The organism is Pseudoalteromonas sp. NZS100_1 (assembly GCF_015864285.1).
Classification (GTDB): domain Bacteria; phylum Pseudomonadota; class Gammaproteobacteria; order Enterobacterales; family Alteromonadaceae; genus Pseudoalteromonas; species Pseudoalteromonas arctica.
The window spans coordinates 1-18,086 of the sequence record NZ_JADYXN010000038.1 but is presented as its reverse complement, the minus strand read 5'-3'; the positions used below and the strand labels follow the sequence as shown (position 1 = coordinate 18,086).

Here is an 18,086-nt window from a genome sequence, read left to right as displayed (position 1 = left end):
TTATTTAAAAAGTTCTGGTTGATTGCTTTGCAATCAATATATAAGCTAATAAAATAATACGATTAATTACTCTCAGGCAGTAGTGTTACTGCCCTTAATTCTCAAAGCTGATATACTGCTTGAGCCAATTAAACAAACAAATACAGAGCACTTTCATAAATAATGATTAATAACCAACCCTACTTAGCAGGCAATCTGTGAAAATACCTAAACGCCTACAACCCCTTGTTGATGATGGCCTTATTGACGAAGTTATAAGCCGACTAATGAGCGGTAAAGAAGCCGATGTATTTATTGTCCGCTGTGGTGAGCACATTCGCTGTGCGAAAGTGTATAAAGACGCGGTTAAACGTAGCTTTAAAAAAGCGGCACAATACCAAGAAGGCCGAAAAGTACGTGGTGGACGCCAAGCGCGTGCTATGGGTAAACGTTCTAGCTATGGCCGTCAATTAGAAGAAGAGATTTGGCAAAATGCCGAAGTTGATGCGTTATCTCGTTTAGCTGGCGTGGGTGTACGTGTTCCTGATACTTACTTTTGTATTGATGGCGTGCTGCTTATGGAGCTTGTGTCGGACGAGAATGGTAACGTAGCCCCTCAACTTGGACATGTCGTTTTTAGTGAAGAGCAAGCTATTGAGCAACATAAACTCATGATGCATTACATTAAGCTTATGCTTTGCGCAGGTATAATACACGGCGATTTATCTGAATTTAATGTACTTGTAGATAATAACGGCCCTGTAATTATAGATTTACCGCAAGCAGTTAACGCTTCAGCAAATAACAGTGCACAAGCTATGTTTGCACGCGATGTAAATAACATACGCCGCTACTATGGTGAATTTGCGCCAAGCATACTAAAAACTCAATACGCTAAAGAAATGTGGGCATTATTTGAAGAGGCCAATTTAACGCCTAATTCAACGCTTACAGGTGAATTTGAAGACAGTGACGAACTTGCCGATGTAGATTCTATTCTTGATGAAATTCAAGCTGCCGAATACGAAGAGTTTGACCGCTTAGAGCGAATTAAAAATGCTGACGATGATGAATAGCTCATCGTCATAGCTTACTAATACCTCTTACTGCGGGTGCACAAATCGGTAGCCAACCCCATAAACAGACTGAATAACACTTTCAGTTTGTGTCACTTCATCTAGTTTTTTACGCAACTTTTTAATATGGCTATCAATAGTACGATGGCTCACAATACGCTGATCGGCGTACATAGTGTCCATTAAACTATCGCGCGAATAAATACGATTTGGGTTGTTAAACAAAGGTTTAAATAGCTGAAATTCAAAGTTCGTAAGCTCTATGCTGTTTGATTTGTATTTTACGCTGTAGGTACTCTCGTCAAGCTTCATTGTTGACTCTGTAACATCACTTGCGCTACTTAATCGCCTTAATATAGCTTTAACTCGCGCCACCAGCTCAGCATAACTAAACGGCTTACAAATATAATCATCTGCACCTAACTCAAGTCCAAGCAGCCTATCTATTTCTTCTACTTTTGCCGATACCATAATAATAGGCACATTTGAAAAGCGCCTGATTGCTTTACATAGTTCTATACCACTTTGACCAGGTAGCATTATGTCGAGCAAAATTACGCTCGGCCTGTTAATTTCAAGCCAAGGTAATACTTCATTTCCGTGATGTATTTGATGAGTAACAAAATGATGGCTACTTAAAAAGTCACTCATTAAGTTAGCCAGCTTTACCTCATCTTCCACAATCAGTATTTGTTCGCTCATAGAGTTCTCTGTTATTAGTAATCCAAACTTAGATAAAAATACCATATCAAAAAAAGTTCAAGTTACGTATTTTTTATCTGAATCAACTAAAGCTAAATAGTTGGTAGCCTAATAATAATAGCAAGACCGCCTAGAGTGGCTTTTTCAGCAGCTATTTCACCATTATGGCCTTTAACTATATGTTGGCAAATAGATAAGCCCAAGCCCGAACCGCCCTCTTGGCGATTACGAGAGCTATCTACTCGATATAAATACTCAAACAAATGCGATAAATGCGACTGCTCTACACCTACGCCATTATCTTCAATTATAAGCTCTAAGTAGGTTTGCCCTTTAATGCTTATATTATTAGCCGTTAATGAAATAGTGGTGCATTGTGCATAGTGTACCGCGTTCATTAAAATATTATCGAGCAGCTGCAAAAGTCGGGTTTTATCTGCTTGTACAGTTATGTGTTTAGCGCTATTGAGTAAGTAAATTTTTATATTGTGCTGCTCAAGTATAACCTGATATTTTTGCTCAATAGTATTTAATAATAAAGCCATATCAGTAGGTTGCATAGTGTAATGCATACCCCCTAACTCTGCGCTATTGAGCATATGCAAATCATCTATTAAGCGTTTTAAATGCAATGCCTCGTCGTTAGCCGAGTTAATATTTTTTGCATTAGGCTCACGTATACCAAGTAGCATAGCTTCAAGTTCACCGAGTAAAATACTCATTGGCGTTCTAAGCTCGTGAGAAATATTGGCAAGCCAGCGTTTGCGCACTTGCTCGTCTTTAGCGAGTGTAAATGCAAGGATATTAAAATCTTCGCTTAATTGGCCTAATTCGTCTTTTCGCTCAAGCGTAAGTTTGGTCTCGTAATTACCTTGCGTTAAGCGATGCATACCATTAGCAATTTGCTTTACTGGACTAACTAAGTGACGAGACAATAAAAAGGTAACTAGCAATGTAAGCAATACAGCGGCTAAAGCAATAAACCATAAGTAGTTAGTTTGCTGCTGTAAAAAATCAAGCTCATAACCATCAACCAAGCTATCTCTTTTAGATACAGCTAAGTAACCCACTGTTTTATCGCTCACTGTAATTGGGGTTGTTATATATTTTAAATCGCTGAGGTATCTACCCACTACTCGCTGCTTATTTTCATCAAGCAAAGCGTAGTGAGCAATATTTTCAGGTGGTAGGCGGCGCTCTCCCCCTAAACGAATATGATCGGGTGGCGGCCGTCGCATCATTCCCCCTCTGGGGCCTGGACCTTCTGGTGGCCTAGGTAAAAACTGGCTATTTTCTAGCTGAGATTCAACAAGTTTTCTAAAATTTTCGCCATTGCCAACAACACGTTCCCATGAGGGGGTTTTTTCGTATTGCTTTGCAAGTTGCACAACAAGTGGTTCAAGCGCTTTTACTTCTTTTGCATTAACAAAATCAATTACGCCTTGCCCTATACTCCATTGTATAAGTACTACTAGCCCTGCAATAACACTAAAGGTAAAACTAAATAGTATTAAAAAAAGTTTATTATGAATTTTCATTAATGCGTGTTTTCAACCTTGTTAGGAAAGCTTTCAAATCGGTATGTTATAAACTCTTTGGTTTGATCGTTAACATACAGCGTAGCAACTATTTTTTTGCCCTGAGCGGTCCAATACATATGACCATGATTATTTAAAGTAACCGATACGGTATTTATACCACTTTTAAATAAGTTAGTAGGTAAATGCAATGCATGTCCGTAAATTCGCTGTATTTTAACCCCATTTATATATAAATGAGCATGACCTTGTAAAAAGCCCGTGTCATCGTTTGTAGTAACGCTCATCATTTGCTGCATGTTCATTGCGCCCTCAGGGGGTACAGATAAATCATAGCGCTGCGTATCTAAAATTAAGTTATAACCCGACATACTATCTTTTAATAACTTAAGGCTTAATGCCGGAATTAGCGTATCACTTGGCACTGCTATAGGCATATGGCTATGATCCATCATTTCCTGCTGCGCAAAGAGCTTAAAGCTCAATAGCGCAGCAGTAGTTAGGATCAATGCGTATTTAAAATAACGCATAGTTACTCCTTACATTCCCGGTGGTGGACCCATTGTTTCGCCCGTATCACAGCGACCAATTGAATTATCGGCTAATTGACCTTTAAAACGAGGCCCTATTTGATAAGGGAAAGAAGGCTGTAATTTGCCATCGCTATCTAGCATTAGTGTTATATGGTAGTGATAACCCTTGCCATCGTTAGTATCGTGGCCGTTATGCTCATCTAATTGAGCACCGGTTACTGTTTTTTGTGCGTAGTAGAAATCTTCAAAGTAATAACCATCGTCGGCATTTAATGTATTACCAGAGAGCGTCGTTACTTCTGCGCCAATAGCAGGACCTGCATCACTTGTTTGTGTGCCTTGGCTAACATCGTATTGATCGACTAAAGTACAGCTTCGCTCACCTTCAGTACCACAACCACCTTCACTTTCTGACGCGCCATAATCACGCATTTCCCAGCCGCTTAATGCAAGTTGACCGTTACTTTCATAAGGACCATAAAGTGGATAGCCATCAGCTGCAAACCCATAAATAGGTGAATGCGCATCGCCATCATCTTCAAGTAAATCAGCTAAGCAACTAGTGTAAAAATGGTGATGATATTCACCGTTAGCAGCATGTCCGCCACACACATCAACATCGTATTGCTCAGCAATGGGCGCTAATGTATACCAAATATTATTACCGTAGCTCATACCATCGCCCCAGTTAAATATACTGGTGCCATTAACCATTAAGCCCACTGTACCTAAACCTGTTTCACACGTTTCAGTGTCAGATAAATCGGTAGGTGTTATCGGAAAATACGCCTCAACTGTTTGTTCTGTCGGGCAACCTGGTCCTGGAGGCCAATAGCCTGCGCCGCCTGTGTCATCACAGTTTTCAGTGCTGCTGTTATAGCCAATATCTTCACCAAACGAAATGGTTTGCCCTACTGCTGCTGAGGTTACACCGTTATAAAAATCGGTAGCTGCACGCGGGCGATTATTTAACGCGTCTACTTGGTCTTGTGTAAGCGTTACGTCATATTTAGGGATGTCAGTTGTTTGCACATACATGTATTCAACGTCAGCATCTTCCTCAGTAACAGTAACAACCTCAACTGATTGAACATCTTCAACCACTGCGCCATTGTTTTGTATATAAGTAGAGGTTGTATCGTTGTTAATTAACCAGCTGGTAAGTTTTGCACTATTATCAACTGCACCAGTATCTGAGCCTGAGTCTGAGTCTGATGAAGCAATAACATTAACTATAACTGTATCTACAACGACATCGTTTGTGCCGTCATCTGCACTGATTTCAAATACAAGTGCTTCATCGGTTAAAACTTCAGGTGCAACAAACTCAGTAGAAGTTGCTGTACTTGAAGATAAGCTAACGGTAGTGCCTGATGTTTGTGACCAATTAACCGATACTTCACCGTCATCTTCAACCGTTGAACTTAAATAAACGGTATCGCCCGCATTAACAGTTTGGTCAATACCGGCGTCAACCGTTGGAGCACTATTACTGACTGTATCGCCGTCTGTTGTAGTACTTGTAGAATCGCTGTTACATGCGCTTAAAGCGATACAAAGCGCACTTAACGCAAATAACTTAGTTACATTAGAGGCTTTTTTTTTAAAAAGTGTTTTCAATGCTTGAACCTTTACTTTAACGTTTAATAAAACAAAGTTAACAAGTAAAAGTGCAAACATTGTGCACAAACTAAGGAAGAATAAACATAAAACTAGATTTGTGGTCGTTTAAGTACAAATTTGTCTTTAGTGGTTGCATAGTAATCTCCACCCATTCTACCTACCGCATCTAAAAGTGTTGGGTCAATATAACCGTCAACAAACACTTCATCGTCAACACAAATACCCACTATGTCTAACAACATCATTTGTCCGCCGCCAGGCTCGCTTGAAATAGTAATAACTTCACGTAGCTTACACTCATAGCGTACTTTTGAATCAGCAACACTCGGCACTGCGACCATTTGGCTATCAATTTTAGTTATATTTGCAGCATCAAACTCACTAACATCACTAGGATAATTAGCACAGCTTTGATTCATTTTTTCAACCTGCTCATGACTCACAATGTTAATCACACATTCTTTAGTCGCTAATAAGTTAATTAATGTATCTTTGCTTAGTTTATCGCGTGGATTTACTTGCGTCACACTCAATACTGGTGGGTTACAACTCGCTACTGTAAAAAATGAGTAAGGAGCAATATTAGCCACACCGTCGCTACTTAATGTACTTATCCATGCGATAGGCCGAGGGCTGATCCCGCCAACTAAATACGAATAAACATTAAGCTCTTTATTTACAGTTAAATCTAAAAACATACTTTTCCTTTTAATACATTAAAACTAAATCTTAATTCAAGTTAGTTACGTATAGGTTTGGCTGACTCAGTTAAATAACAAGCTAATTTTTATCTCTATTTAAAGCAATAAACAAATTATATGAAAATAAACATCGTGTGGTTTAAACGTGATTTGCGTCTTAGCGATCATCAACCATTAAAAAATGCATTCAGTAATGGCTTACCTACCCTATTACTTTATAACTTTGAGCCATTATTGCTCGAAGATGCACACTACAATGAGCGGCACTGGCGCTTTGTGTATCAATCAATAGTTGAGTTAAATAATCAGCTAGCGCGTTTTAACGCCTGTGTTTATATCTTTAATTTAAATATGAACGATTTACTTGAATCGTTAAAGGCACAGTTTGAAATAGTTAGTATTTTTAGCCATCAAGAAATAGGCTTAAACAACACCTTTGAGCGCGATAAAGCAATAAAAGCATGGTGCCAGCATAACCATATTAATTGGCAAGAGTCGCAAACAGGCGCGGTTATTCGCGGCAAAAAAAATCGTAATAATTGGAACGAACGCTGGCAGCAAACAATGCAAGCACCTATTGCAGTTCCTAATTGGAAGAGTATAAAAACAATTACCCTCAATAACTACCAAACACCTGAGCTACCAAGCGCTTACACGCAAGATCACGACAGCCTTCAACAAGGTGGCCCGCTGCATGCGCGAACTGTAATGCAGAGCTTTTTTGCCGAGCGCGGTAAAGGTTATCAAAAAGGAATATCGAGCCCAAGTTTAAGCCAAACACATTGCTCCCGACTTTCGCCGTACTTAGCGTGGGGGAATATTAGCCTTAGGCAAGTGTATCAAATGGCCATTGATGAATATCATTCAAAACACCCTGATAAAAGAGGCTGGAAACGCCCACTAGCAGCGTTTGTATCGCGCTTGCATTGGCACTGCCATTTTATGCAAAAGTTTGAGAGCGAGTGCTCTATGGAATTTTTAGCCCTTAATCCAGGCTACCATGTATTTCCGTATCGCGATGATGAACATGTGAAAAACGATATTGAACGCTGGGCACAGGGTCAAACAGGTATTCCCATTATTGACGCTTGCATGCGCTGCTTAAAAGCCACCGGTTACATAAACTTTAGAATGCGCGCCATGCTTGTAAGCTTTGTAACGCATCATTTAAATATAAGCTGGCAGCAAGCAAGCTTTCCTCTCGCTAATTACTTTTTAGATTTTGAGCCTGGCATTCACTATCCGCAAATTCAAATGCAAGCCTCGGTAACAGGCATAAACACCATTAGGCACTACAACCCAATTAAACAATCAGAAGATCAAGACCCAACAGGTTCATTTATTAAAAAGTGGTGCCCCGAGCTTGAAAAACTCCCTATTGAATATTTACATCAGCCTTGGGAGCAAACTCCAATGGAAGCACTCTTTAACGACTTTAAGTTAGGGGAGGATTATCCCGAACCCATGCTTGATTTAACAGCGGCCTCAAAAGAAGCACGCGAGCGCTTATGGCAATACCGTGAGCGAGCCGATGTTAAACGCGCCATAGGGAGGATTCTTAAAAAGCACGTTGGGGGTACTCAAAAAGTTACTCGAACAAAAAGTAAAACGGATACTAAAAGTAACAGTAAGGCTGAGTAAGCATGGCGCACAAAAAACTAAACTTACCTCAAAAAATATGCCCTATTTGTAATAAACCTTTTACGTGGCGTAAAAAATGGCAGCGCGACTGGGATAACGTTATTTTCTGTTCAGAGCGCTGCAGGCGTAATAAATAAGAGTAACAATTAACTGGCGTCTATTTTGCAACATCATCAATAATTAGTGCTTTTAAGGCTTTATATAAGTTTATTTTGTAAATAACGCTTAGCTAACCTGAAAAGCTTACACTCAAGCAAGGAGAAGATGATGACTATTAAAAAAACGGCAAGTTCAACATGGTCTGGCGATATTAAAACAGGTAAAGGTAGCATATCAACTCAAAGTGGCGCGCTTGATAAACAACCTTATGGTTTTAATACCCGCTTTGAAGATAAGGCAGGCTCAAACCCTGAAGAATTAGTAGGTGCAGCTCACAGTGCATGTTTTAGTATGGCACTTTCGCTTGCATTAGGTGATGCAGGCTTTACCGCAGATAAAATTGATACTAAAGCCACTGTAAGCCTTGATGAAGTAGATGACGGTTTTTCGGTGACGCATATTGCCCTTGAGGTAAAAGCGCGTATTGATGATATTCAAAACGAGCAGTTTCAGGCTCTATGTGAGCAAACCAAAAAGAACTGCCCTATATCAAAACTCTTAAATACCGAAATATCTCTGGATGCAGAACTTCAATCAGCATTTTAACTATTTAGATTTAACTAAGTAGATTTAACTATGTAGATAGCCCCTTACTAAAAAAGCCAAGTAAGTTATTACTTGGCTTGTTTATTATAAAGAAATATCTCTAGGTTTATTCTTACTCAAAGCACTGACTACTAGCCCAATTCCCATCCCAAGCGCTGGCCATACTACCCACATATAACTAGGTGAAGTCAGTAAATTTATAACGGTGAGCAAAGTTAAAATAAGTAGATATGTTTTAATTTTTTTGCCTAATGTAATTGTGCTGCTCATTTTTATTCTCCAAATAATGTATGCCACTATTATTGTTTTAATAAGCACCATGCACAGCTGCTAAATGTCATTAAATAGCATGACATTAGTCATTCCTCCCCACCTAAAAATATAGTTGTTTATCATGTTTCAATACATAAAACCCAATACTTTAATCTGTTTGTGTTAGGCTCTAATTTCAACTAACCTTAAACAAATAAACATTAAAGGATGAGCTAAATGAGCGAAAAATCAAAAGATTTCGAAAAAGTGACATGTAACAACTGCGCTGACGCTAACGATCTCGAATTTGATTTTTCTATGGCTTTTCAACCGATTATAAACTGTAAAACTAATCTTATTTATGGCTATGAAGCGCTGGTTAGAGGTTTAAATGGCGAGTCTGCTTATTCAATCATTTCAAAAGTAAATGAAGACAACCGCTATGCATTTGATCAGCTTTGTCGTATTAAAGCCATTCAACTAGCCTCAAAGCTGGGCATAACATCAATGCTAAGCATTAACTTTTTACCTAATGCTATTTATAAACCTGAGCGATGTATACGCACCACACTAGAAGCTGCAAAAAAGTATAACTTCCCAATTCAAAATATTATGTTTGAATTTACTGAAGTAGAAAAAATAGAAGACACCGCACACATAAAGCGCGTTGTTGATTACTATCAGTCTCTCGGATTTAAAACCGCCACTGATGACTTTGGTGCAGGTTATTCTGGTTTAAATCTACTGGCTGACTTTCAAACGGATATTATCAAGCTTGATATGGCGCTAATACGCGATATAAGCAACGATAAAAAACGCCAATTAATAGTAACTCATTGCTTAAATATGTTTCGCGACTTAAACATAACGGCACTGGCTGAAGGGATTGAAACCGTAGAAGAGTATATATGGCTTAAAAACGCAGGTGTTGAGCTTATGCAGGGGTATTTATTTGCCAAACCAAGCTTTGAAAACTTGCCTGAGGTAAATTTTAAGGACATAGGTGCTGATTAGTACTCAACACCTATTATTAAACCTTATTGAATCTAAGTACGCTTAAACTACATATTACCCAGCTCTATCATCATCGCTGTGTACATGCGTAAATTAAGCTCTAGTTGCTCAATGGTCATAAACTCATGCTCTGAGTGACCCGTGTAACGTTTACCTGGCATTGAAGGGCCAAACGACACTGCGTTATCAAACAGCTTTGCATTAGTGCCACCACCTATTGATACAAAGTCAGCTTTTTCGTCGCCCGTAAAATGCTTGAAAATATCAAGCAGCTTTTGCGCATGTGGCGCGCCATCAAGTAGCATCGGTGTGCCAATAATCGTCTCTATATTAGCAAGGGTTACGTTATTAGCTGCCTGCCAATTAGCGAGTGCATCGTCAATTTGCTTTTGTAGTACAGCTTCGTCTTTACCCATAGGGCGGCGCGCATTTACAGCAAGTGTTAGTGCATTACCATCGCGCTCAATAACGGTTGGTGCCACTGTCATCGGGCCCATAAAGTCGTGCTTATAGGCTATTTCGCCAAACTGTTTACCGTGAATATCTAAACCAATTAACTGATTCACAAAGTCGATTAGCTCGCCGTCACTGTTATTTTCAAGCTCCACACCTTTAAATAACTCAGCTAAATAAGCAATCGCATTTATACCCGACTCTGGCTCTGATGAATGCGCCGACATGCCTTTAACATTTATGGCTAATCCATCATTTTGCTCACTAAAGTTAAACTCAACTTTATTTAATGTTTTGGCTTTTGCTTTTAATGTATTAATAAGTGCAGCATCTGCATTGTGAAGTACTAAGCTTGCATCTTCTGGAATTTGGCTTCTAAACGCACCGCCAGCTACATCTTTTACATACACACCCGTTTGTGGTGATGTCGCTTTAAAGGTAGGAGCTATTAAGCTCCAGCCTTTCTCGGCAACCACTACGGGGTATGATGCATCAATTGTTACTGCATATTTTGGTTGCTCATATGTTTTCATAAACTCCGTAAGCGGGCCCCAATCAGACTCCTCAGCAAGATAAATCATCAGCTCAATGCGGTTATTAAGCGTTATGCCTTTATCTTTAATTGCTTTCATGGCGTAAAGCGCGGTTGCTATTGCACCTTTGTCATCCTCTGTACCACGACCAACTAATTTACCAGGCTCAGAGGTATCTATAATAAAAGGACTTTGTTTCCATTTACTAGCATTTGCAGGTTGCACATCGCCATGCGTTACTACCGTTACTTTTTCGCTTTGCTCGCCCATACCAATTAATACGGTGTACCCTAAATCTTGGTAGTCAAAACCAAGCTCTGCGGCTTTCATTTTTAACAGGGCTTTAAAGCCAATAAAATCTTGGTTTTGTGGCGTTTTTATATTCGCTTTATTAACCGTAGGAAAGGCAACTAAATTGGTAAGAGTGTGTATTTGAGCATTTTGGTAGGTATCTACTGCGTAATCGGCAACGCTATCAATATTTTTATTTAACTGCGCATGAGCACCAAACGCAAATAAAGCAATACTGGCTAAAGCTAACTTTTTCAAAACAATTCCCATTTAATTAATAACTAAGAGCGGTAATTATAACGCTATGAAGCGCTTACTTATAGCTCTTTACGCTAAACACACAGGTAACTTAAGCTGAATATTTATATAGCAGCTTTTATGAGGATGAATGTATAATGCGCGACTTAAAATTAACAGGGTATTTAATTGTGAACCGTCGTAAAAAAATCGTCACTAAATTTCAAAAGAAAGATAAACGCACTAACGCTAAACTACATAAAAGCAACAAACCTGGTTATGTGTCAAAAGCTGAGCGCGAAAAACTAGCTGAACAAGAAAGTAATGAGCCAGAGGTAATCCAAGAGTAACTCTACGCTACCCGTTGCTTTGATAATTTAAAGTGGCAAAAGTACCGACCACTTACATAACCAACTACTGCCGTGGCAACTATAAGTTCAAACGTAGCTAAGTAATTAACTGTATCTACATATGGCATTGCGAGGTTTATACTTTGCATCCAGTCTTTCATTTTAAATAATGCAGTTGCCCCAATAACCATTGGAAATGTAAAAGCAGCGTAGCTCGGCGTAAAAGGTCTGCGTAATAACTTTATAAATAACACATAAACAATCAGTGTTTTTATTATCGCTAATGTAAATAATACTCCCACTATAGTTAGTGATGGATTGGCCGCTATATGAAAATACCCCGCTAATGTTAAACTGGCAGGTGCGGCTAAAATGGCAAGTGTTGGCTGTATTTCGTAATCACTTTTTAATGCTATTAAAAAACGATAAAACATAATTGGCAGTATAGTACTGTACGCTGATATGCCAATAACCAGCGCACTATAGGCTAACCACGCTAATGTCGGATTTCCCGAAAAAGTAACATCTGCAATAATAATACCCACCGGTGGCACAAACCAGCTGGGCGCCATATCTTCAAAGTTAAACTTTTTTGCTCGCTGATATAAAAAGCTCAACAAAAATGTAAAGTGCAGCACAAAAGCTAAAACCCACATAATGTCGCCAGCTAATGGGTCAAATTGCCCCACTGATTTTGAAATAACCAGGTTAGCCATTGCAAATGTCGGGATCACACTTCCTGCAACGGGATGTGCTAAATCAGCTTTTAATAAATCTGGGTGCAGTAAAAATTTAGCAGCCAAAAGTAAAACTAATACGCCAGCTAATAGCGCTCCCAGATATTGTCCATAATTATTTAAATTTAAAACGTTTTCCCATGTCCACCCCATACTGGCAATACCCAAAGCTAAACCGGCCATAGCTGTTGGCGCCACCATCACTTTATTTTTAAATTGCTTAAACACTGTATTTCCTAACCATTGGGTGATGAACAAGTTACTGCTTTTTCTGCATTCTACTAAAACTAATGTTATAAAATTAATAAAACAGTGCCTAATAGAACGTGTTAAGCATACTAATATTTCATAAAAAAAAGCAAAAGCCATAACACAGTTATGGCTTTTGCTTTTTTTAAATTTGAATAGGAGGTTATTTAAAACGCATAGCTAGCACTTATATTAAGCGAGCGCCCCAGCCCTGCTAATTGCTTAAACCCGTTGCTGCTATCTTGTTTAAGCGCTGCAATACTTACACCGCCAAGTGGGAGTTGGTAATATTCATCAAACACATTACTTACTTCAGCGCTTAGCGTTAATGCGTTCCATGTTGCTTTAGAGCTTAAATTAACCAAGCTGTAGCTGTCTGTTTGGTTTTCAAAACGATTATTGTCTACACGGCTTTTTGTATCTACCCACTGCCAAGACAATACATTTTCAAATCGACCTATTTGCTGGCTAATATCTAGCTGAGTTTGCAATGGCTTAATTTGGTAAAGCGGTTGGTTAGTATCGTCTCGCTTGCCTCTGGTATTAGTAACATTAGAGTGTAACTGCCAGTTGCCTAAATTTTTAGATTCATAAATGTTGGCTGTTAAGTCTATTTTTGCACCATACAAAATAGCATCTACATTAGTAAACTGAAAAATGTTACGCGCAGTGTTGTCCAAGTCATAACTATTGAAGCTTCTTACAATATCAGCATCAATATAGTCACTCACATCTGTATACCAAACATTGGTGCTTAACCGCCAACCATCATCTTTAGCCTGCTTAATATAAGTAGCACTTATTGTATGCGCTGTTTCAACGTCTAAATCAGGGTTACCAATATAACCATTACCATCGCCATACCAACCAATCATGGTGGTTGCCATGGTGCTTACACCCCAACTGTATCGCTCGTATAAATTAGGCGCTCGGTTTTTACGGGCAAGACCAAATTGCAGCTCATCATAATTTGTTATTTGGTAGTTAATTAATAAGTTAGCATCAACTATGGTGTCGGTGTTATCTCTGTCGCCAGCATTAAAGTTCTGTGCAGCGATGGTATTATCTGTAGACGTATCGCTCATGGTCATACTTTTCATACTACTCATGTCGCTCATATCGTCCATATCCATCATACTCATGTCATCGTTGTAAGATTGAACCTCTCCAACGTGGGTATTAATACTTTCAATACGTACGCCTGCGTTTAACCATAATTTTGTATTTATTTGGCTCTCAAATTCTGCAAATGCCGCTATGCGCTCTCGTTTACCGTTATTTACATTTACGTAATCGTCTGGTCCCATCATGGTTGAGCCTTCAATACCTGGCCACCAATCATCAATACTGTAATTGTAATATTCTTGACCGAGTAAAATACTGCTGTTTTTATCAAGCGCGATACGCCATTTAAGCTGCGTACTTATATCTTGTGCATCGGTTTTCATTCGCATCATGCCTGTTTTTTCTTCACTGAAAAAACCCATTTCGTGCTTTACGCTATGCCAGTTAACTTGCCCTTCAAGCTCGCTGTTTTCAAAGGAGCGTTTGTATTGAGCTATTGCACCGTAGCTGGTGTTATCGGTCATATCCATATACTGATTTGCAAATCCCTGATACGGGATTTTTTGATGCGTTAGCTTTATAACTAATTGCTGCTTATCATCGCGCATAGCTGCGGTTAAACTATGATTTTGTGCTCGATACAATGTATCTAATACTACATCGCCGTTACCGTCTTCATAACTATCTGCGTCACTAAACGAACCCTGATAATTAAGGCTAAACGTGTCACTTGCTAAACGTGCACCAACGCCAAGTTTACGTCCGTTATCAACGCTACTGTACTTTGCTGACACATAACCTGAGTGCCAACCTAATTCATTGCTATCGCTATACTGTGGTGAAATAGAATTAACGCTTATTACACCCGCAATATTATCGCCGCCCGCGCTTACTGGCGACACGCCTGCAACCACATTGTAAGACGTAATTTGATTAGCCGAGATATACGAAAGTGGCGGGTTCATATGATTAGCGCATGCAACGGTTACATCTGCACCATCAACTAACACTTTAACTCTGTCGCCCATTAAACCATTTAAAATAGGTAAGTTAGATACGCCGCCCGCTGCTGAAAAATCGACACCTAAATCACTTAATAACGATTCTGACGAACCAAGTGCTAAATGCTTATTTTGAGCATGTCCGTGTACTTCAATCACTTCTAAAGGCGTATCGTCGGCAAATGCAAAAGGAGATAGCACACCGCTAATAAAAAGTGCGACAGGCGTTAGTAAATATGTTTTTTGAGTTTTGCTTTTATAAACCATTGTTAATTTATGCCACTGTAATAATTGGCGTAATTATAGTGTGAGTTGTAAAAGCAAAAGCGCGACATATTGTCGCACTTTATCAATTTAAAATGTTGTTAGGTGTGTTTGAGCACATAAGAAGGCAGCTTTAAACATAGGAACATGCAATTAACTAAGTATTTAACTTAGCTACCGTTTGAGAAACAATATCGGCTCCACGTTCAATCTCTTTAATGACCTCAGACACATTAGCAATAAGCTCTCTTCCTTGTTTTGATGAGTCTGAAACTGACGTTATTTGCTTTGATATATCATTAGTGAGCTCTTGGTTATTTTTAACAACACTTGCTATTTCATTAGTAGAGCGACTCGTGCTGGCTGCAAGCTGCCTTACTTCATCAGCTACTACAGCAAAACCTCGACCATAATCACCAGCACGCGCTGCTTCTATTGCGGCATTAAGTGCCAGTAAATTAGTTTGATCCGCAATGCTGCTAATTGTCGAAACAATGGAGCCTATGACCGCAGACTGTTCATTAAGATTTTTTATTAAATCTACCGATTTAAGTACTTGGCTTACAATGGCGTCGGAGTTCGCTATAGAGCTTTGTAGTATTTCAGAGCCTTTTTTAGCGGTTGTAGCAGTAGCTACCGCCGATTCATGTGCTATTGCAGCGGCTTCTGTCACTGCACTGTTGTTGTTAATTCGATCGGTAATATTTGATGCAAACTTAATTATTTTAATTACATTACCTTTGCTATCTAAAATTGGATTATAAGTTGCTTCTAACCAAATTTCTGAACCGTCGGCGGCAATACGTTTAAATTTTCCTGACTTAAACTGCCCCTGCGCTAATTCACTCCAAAAGCGTGGGTTTTTCTCATAAAACAATTTAGTACAAAACATTTTATGATGCTTGCCTACAATGTCTTTTAAGCTATAACCTATTGTTGCTAAAAAGTTTTGGTTCGCCTTTAAAATATTACCCTCTGGGGTAAACTCTATTGTAGCCAAGGCTTTGTCGAGTGCATTTGCAATAGCTTCTTGCGCTTTTCTTTGTATGTAACTGTTTGTAATATCAGAGGCTATTTTAATAACTTTGGTGACTACGCCGCGCTCTTCTACAGGAAAGTAAGTTGCCTCAAGCCAAAGCTTATCGCCATTAGCTTTGTACCTTAAAAACGAGCCTGCTTTAGAATTCCCTGCTTTCAATGCTTGCCAAAATTGACTATATTCGTTTGACTTTGCATATTCAGGTTCGCAAAACATACGATGATGCTTACCAATTATTTTCTCTTTGCTATACCCAATCGTTTTTAAAAACAACTGGTTTGCGTCTAATATTATTCCATCAGGTGTAAACTCTATATAAGCAACGTGCTTATTAATTGCCGATAAAATAGATTGTTTTTGAATTAATTGAAGCTCCATTTCTTCAATTTTTGCGTTTCTTTTAGAAATACCAAACATATAAAAACCTTAAGGAGTAAATTAGTACAAAAATTAGCAAATTAATGTGATATCAATATGTAGCTGTACTGTAAATATAAGCTTTAAATAACCTTTCGGCTAATATTTAATATCTTATATATATATGCTTTATAAATAGTTTTTTTATTTTATAAATGTTAAGTAGTATTTTCTTCTAATTAACATTTTAAAAACCTAATAAAACCACTAATTTATGCATGACTCTGTACTTTTTTTAACTTAAAATAGCGCCCTCACAGACTACCCTCTCACACCAAAATTTAAGCATACACATAATATGTCCTATTCAAGATCTATTGTGCAGTTTCATTTTTAAAATTAAACCTTAAGGGATCATCTATGACATCAGATGTAACGTCGGCATCTAGTCAACTTAACAGAACCGCTATTTTACTCGTATTAGCGCTAGGCACATTTATTTTAGGATTATCTGAGTTTTCGATGATGCCTATGCTGCCACTAATTAGCGAAACATTTGGCTCAACGCCATCACAAAGTGGCTATGCAATTAGTGCTTACGCCATTGGTGTTGTAGTGGGTGCCCCTATTTTAATGCTTACCACTGCTAATATGAGAAAGCGCAAAGCATTGCTCATATTTATAAGCTTAATGTTTGTCTCAAACGGATTAAGCGCGATGGCAACGTCGCTTGAGCAACTTGTAATATTTAGATTTTTAAGTGGCTTACCTCATGGTGCATATTTTGGCGCGGCTATTTTATTAGCATCGGATATTGCCCCAAAAGGTAAGCGTGCTAGCTTTATGTCTAAGGTGTTTATGGGTTTAACTGTGGCCACTATTGTTGGTGTGCCTGTTGTAACACTTGTGGGTCAAAACCTTAGTTGGCGGTACTGTTTAGCCGGCGCTGCAGTGCTTGCATTTATTGCTTTTATTTTTGTTTACAAAGTAGTTCCAAATATAGATAACGCTAAGCCTTCTAACTTACTAAACGAGTTTGGCGTACTTAAAAACAAACTGGTTTGGTCTATTTTGGGTATTGTAATTATTGGCTTTGGCGGGGTGTTTTGTATTTATACTTACATTGCCGACACCATCTTAGTAGTAACAAAAACAGCGCCTTATACTATTTCTATTGCTATGGTGATGTTTGGTATTGGTTGTACACTCGGTAACTATGTACTGGGTAAAGCTGCCGATAAATCTGCAATTAAAACCACTGGCCTTGCGCTTGTATGCACCATTGTATTTGCTTTTGCTTATGTAACAGCAAGCCATAATATTTGGATGCTTTATGCTGTCATCTTTTTTATTGGCTGTAGTGTGGGTTTGGCAACACTTATTCAAACGCTATTAATGGATGTTGCTCCAGAAGGTCACGCTATGATCGGTGCTCTTGTACAGTGCGCATTTAATACCGCAAATGCTATAGGCCCGTGGGTCGGCGGAATTGCAATAGCGCAAGGTGCTGCACCTAATCAAACAGGTTACGTAGCAGCTGCATTATTTTTAGGTGGTTTGGGTATGTGGCTACTAAGTTACTTACAACTAAACAAACAGCAACCAACAGCGCAAACCGCTGGTTAATCTATACTTTAAATAGTAAATACAAAAAGAGCCGCTAACTAGCTAACACCGATCAGTTAAGGTATTTTTGATCGGTTGACCGATCTTTTGGTTGCTTCACAATACCCTTATCATCTTTTG

At 38.8% G+C, this 18,086-nt stretch carries 17 protein-coding genes; 7 read left to right on the top strand and 10 right to left on the bottom strand.

Translation table 11 applies throughout. The features are described from left to right. Positions 1-197 precede the first annotated feature (197 nt). The gene (locus I6F66_RS18550) at positions 198-1,055 is read left to right on the top strand and encodes a PA4780 family RIO1-like protein kinase (protein ID WP_010555357.1); all 858 of its coding nucleotides are present in this window, start codon (positions 198-200) and stop codon (positions 1,053-1,055) included. A 27-nt stretch (positions 1,056-1,082) separates the two neighbouring features. Here I6F66_RS18550 and I6F66_RS18545 read toward each other — a convergent pair whose 3' ends face one another. The 5 genes from I6F66_RS18545 to I6F66_RS18525 form a co-directional block, all read right to left on the bottom strand. Continuing rightward, positions 1,083-1,757: a response regulator gene (locus I6F66_RS18545; protein WP_007581275.1), complete on the bottom strand. Its 675-nt coding sequence runs from the start codon at positions 1,755-1,757 to the stop codon at positions 1,083-1,085. A 92-nt stretch (positions 1,758-1,849) separates the two neighbouring features. After that, a complete protein-coding gene (locus tag I6F66_RS18540) occupies positions 1,850-3,295 on the bottom strand; it encodes an ATP-binding protein (RefSeq protein WP_165729022.1) in 1,446 nt (481 codons plus the stop codon). After that, positions 3,295-3,825 carry a hypothetical protein gene (locus I6F66_RS18535; protein ID WP_197209560.1) on the bottom strand — a complete coding sequence of 177 codons (531 nt, stop codon included), beginning with the start codon at positions 3,823-3,825 and terminating at the stop codon, positions 3,295-3,297. Before I6F66_RS18535 ends, I6F66_RS18540 begins: the two co-directional genes overlap by 1 nt. A gap of 9 nt (positions 3,826-3,834) precedes the next feature. After that, positions 3,835-5,508, bottom strand: coding sequence for a YHYH protein (locus tag I6F66_RS18530; protein WP_197209559.1), 1,674 nt, complete (start codon positions 5,506-5,508; stop codon positions 3,835-3,837). Positions 5,509-5,540: 32 nt separating this feature from the next. Continuing rightward, positions 5,541-6,149, bottom strand: coding sequence for a flavin reductase family protein (locus I6F66_RS18525; RefSeq protein ID WP_197209558.1), 609 nt, complete (start codon positions 6,147-6,149; stop codon positions 5,541-5,543). A gap of 120 nt (positions 6,150-6,269) precedes the next feature. Here I6F66_RS18525 and I6F66_RS18520 point away from each other — a divergent pair, with 120 nt between their 5' ends. From I6F66_RS18520 to I6F66_RS18510, 3 genes are all read left to right on the top strand, one after another. Continuing rightward, entirely contained in the window at positions 6,270-7,793 is a 1,524-nt protein-coding gene (locus tag I6F66_RS18520; RefSeq protein ID WP_197209557.1) for a cryptochrome/deoxyribodipyrimidine photo-lyase family protein, read from the top strand. A 2-nt stretch (positions 7,794-7,795) separates the two neighbouring features. Further along, positions 7,796-7,930 carry a DUF2256 domain-containing protein gene (locus I6F66_RS18515; RefSeq protein WP_076916399.1) on the top strand — a complete coding sequence of 45 codons (135 nt, stop codon included), beginning with the start codon at positions 7,796-7,798 and terminating at the stop codon, positions 7,928-7,930. A gap of 130 nt (positions 7,931-8,060) precedes the next feature. Further along, on the top strand, positions 8,061-8,498 hold the full coding sequence (locus I6F66_RS18510; protein ID WP_165741095.1) for an OsmC family protein: 438 nt from the start codon (positions 8,061-8,063) through the stop codon (positions 8,496-8,498). Positions 8,499-8,582: 84 nt separating this feature from the next. Here the strand turns inward: I6F66_RS18510 and I6F66_RS18505 are convergent, their stop codons facing one another. After that, positions 8,583-8,768 carry a 2TM domain-containing protein gene (locus tag I6F66_RS18505; protein WP_197119106.1) on the bottom strand — a complete coding sequence of 62 codons (186 nt, stop codon included), beginning with the start codon at positions 8,766-8,768 and terminating at the stop codon, positions 8,583-8,585. Between the two features lie 219 nt (positions 8,769-8,987). On the opposite strand from I6F66_RS18505, the gene I6F66_RS18500 reads away from it, so the two are divergent. Beyond that, positions 8,988-9,764 (top strand): EAL domain-containing protein, encoded by a 777-nt coding sequence (locus I6F66_RS18500; RefSeq protein ID WP_197209556.1) that lies wholly within the window; start codon positions 8,988-8,990, stop codon positions 9,762-9,764. 47 nt (positions 9,765-9,811) lie between these two features. On the opposite strand, the gene I6F66_RS18495 is transcribed toward I6F66_RS18500, so the two are convergent. Next, a complete protein-coding gene (locus I6F66_RS18495; RefSeq protein ID WP_165741642.1) occupies positions 9,812-11,299 on the bottom strand; it encodes a dipeptidase in 1,488 nt (495 codons plus the stop codon). A 137-nt stretch (positions 11,300-11,436) separates the two neighbouring features. Between I6F66_RS18495 and I6F66_RS18490 the strand changes: the two genes are divergently transcribed. Beyond that, positions 11,437-11,628, top strand: a complete 192-nt coding sequence (locus I6F66_RS18490) for a DUF2986 domain-containing protein (protein ID WP_008169531.1) — start codon at positions 11,437-11,439, stop codon at positions 11,626-11,628. A gap of 2 nt (positions 11,629-11,630) precedes the next feature. Here the strand turns inward: I6F66_RS18490 and I6F66_RS18485 are convergent, their stop codons facing one another. The 3 genes from I6F66_RS18485 to I6F66_RS18475 form a co-directional block, all read right to left on the bottom strand. Continuing rightward, complete coding sequence (locus I6F66_RS18485) at positions 11,631-12,593, bottom strand: TDT family transporter (RefSeq protein ID WP_165741644.1); 963 nt, start codon at positions 12,591-12,593, stop codon at positions 11,631-11,633. 188 nt (positions 12,594-12,781) lie between these two features. Then, complete coding sequence (locus I6F66_RS18480; RefSeq protein WP_197209555.1) at positions 12,782-14,947, bottom strand: TonB-dependent receptor; 2,166 nt, start codon at positions 14,945-14,947, stop codon at positions 12,782-12,784. A gap of 154 nt (positions 14,948-15,101) precedes the next feature. Beyond that, a complete protein-coding gene (locus I6F66_RS18475; protein WP_165726424.1) occupies positions 15,102-16,400 on the bottom strand; it encodes a PAS domain-containing methyl-accepting chemotaxis protein in 1,299 nt (432 codons plus the stop codon). Positions 16,401-16,760: 360 nt separating this feature from the next. Between I6F66_RS18475 and I6F66_RS18470 the strand changes: the two genes are divergently transcribed. Continuing rightward, positions 16,761-17,966 carry an MFS transporter gene (locus I6F66_RS18470; protein ID WP_165729015.1) on the top strand — a complete coding sequence of 402 codons (1,206 nt, stop codon included), beginning with the start codon at positions 16,761-16,763 and terminating at the stop codon, positions 17,964-17,966. Positions 17,967-18,086: the final 120 nt, after the last annotated feature.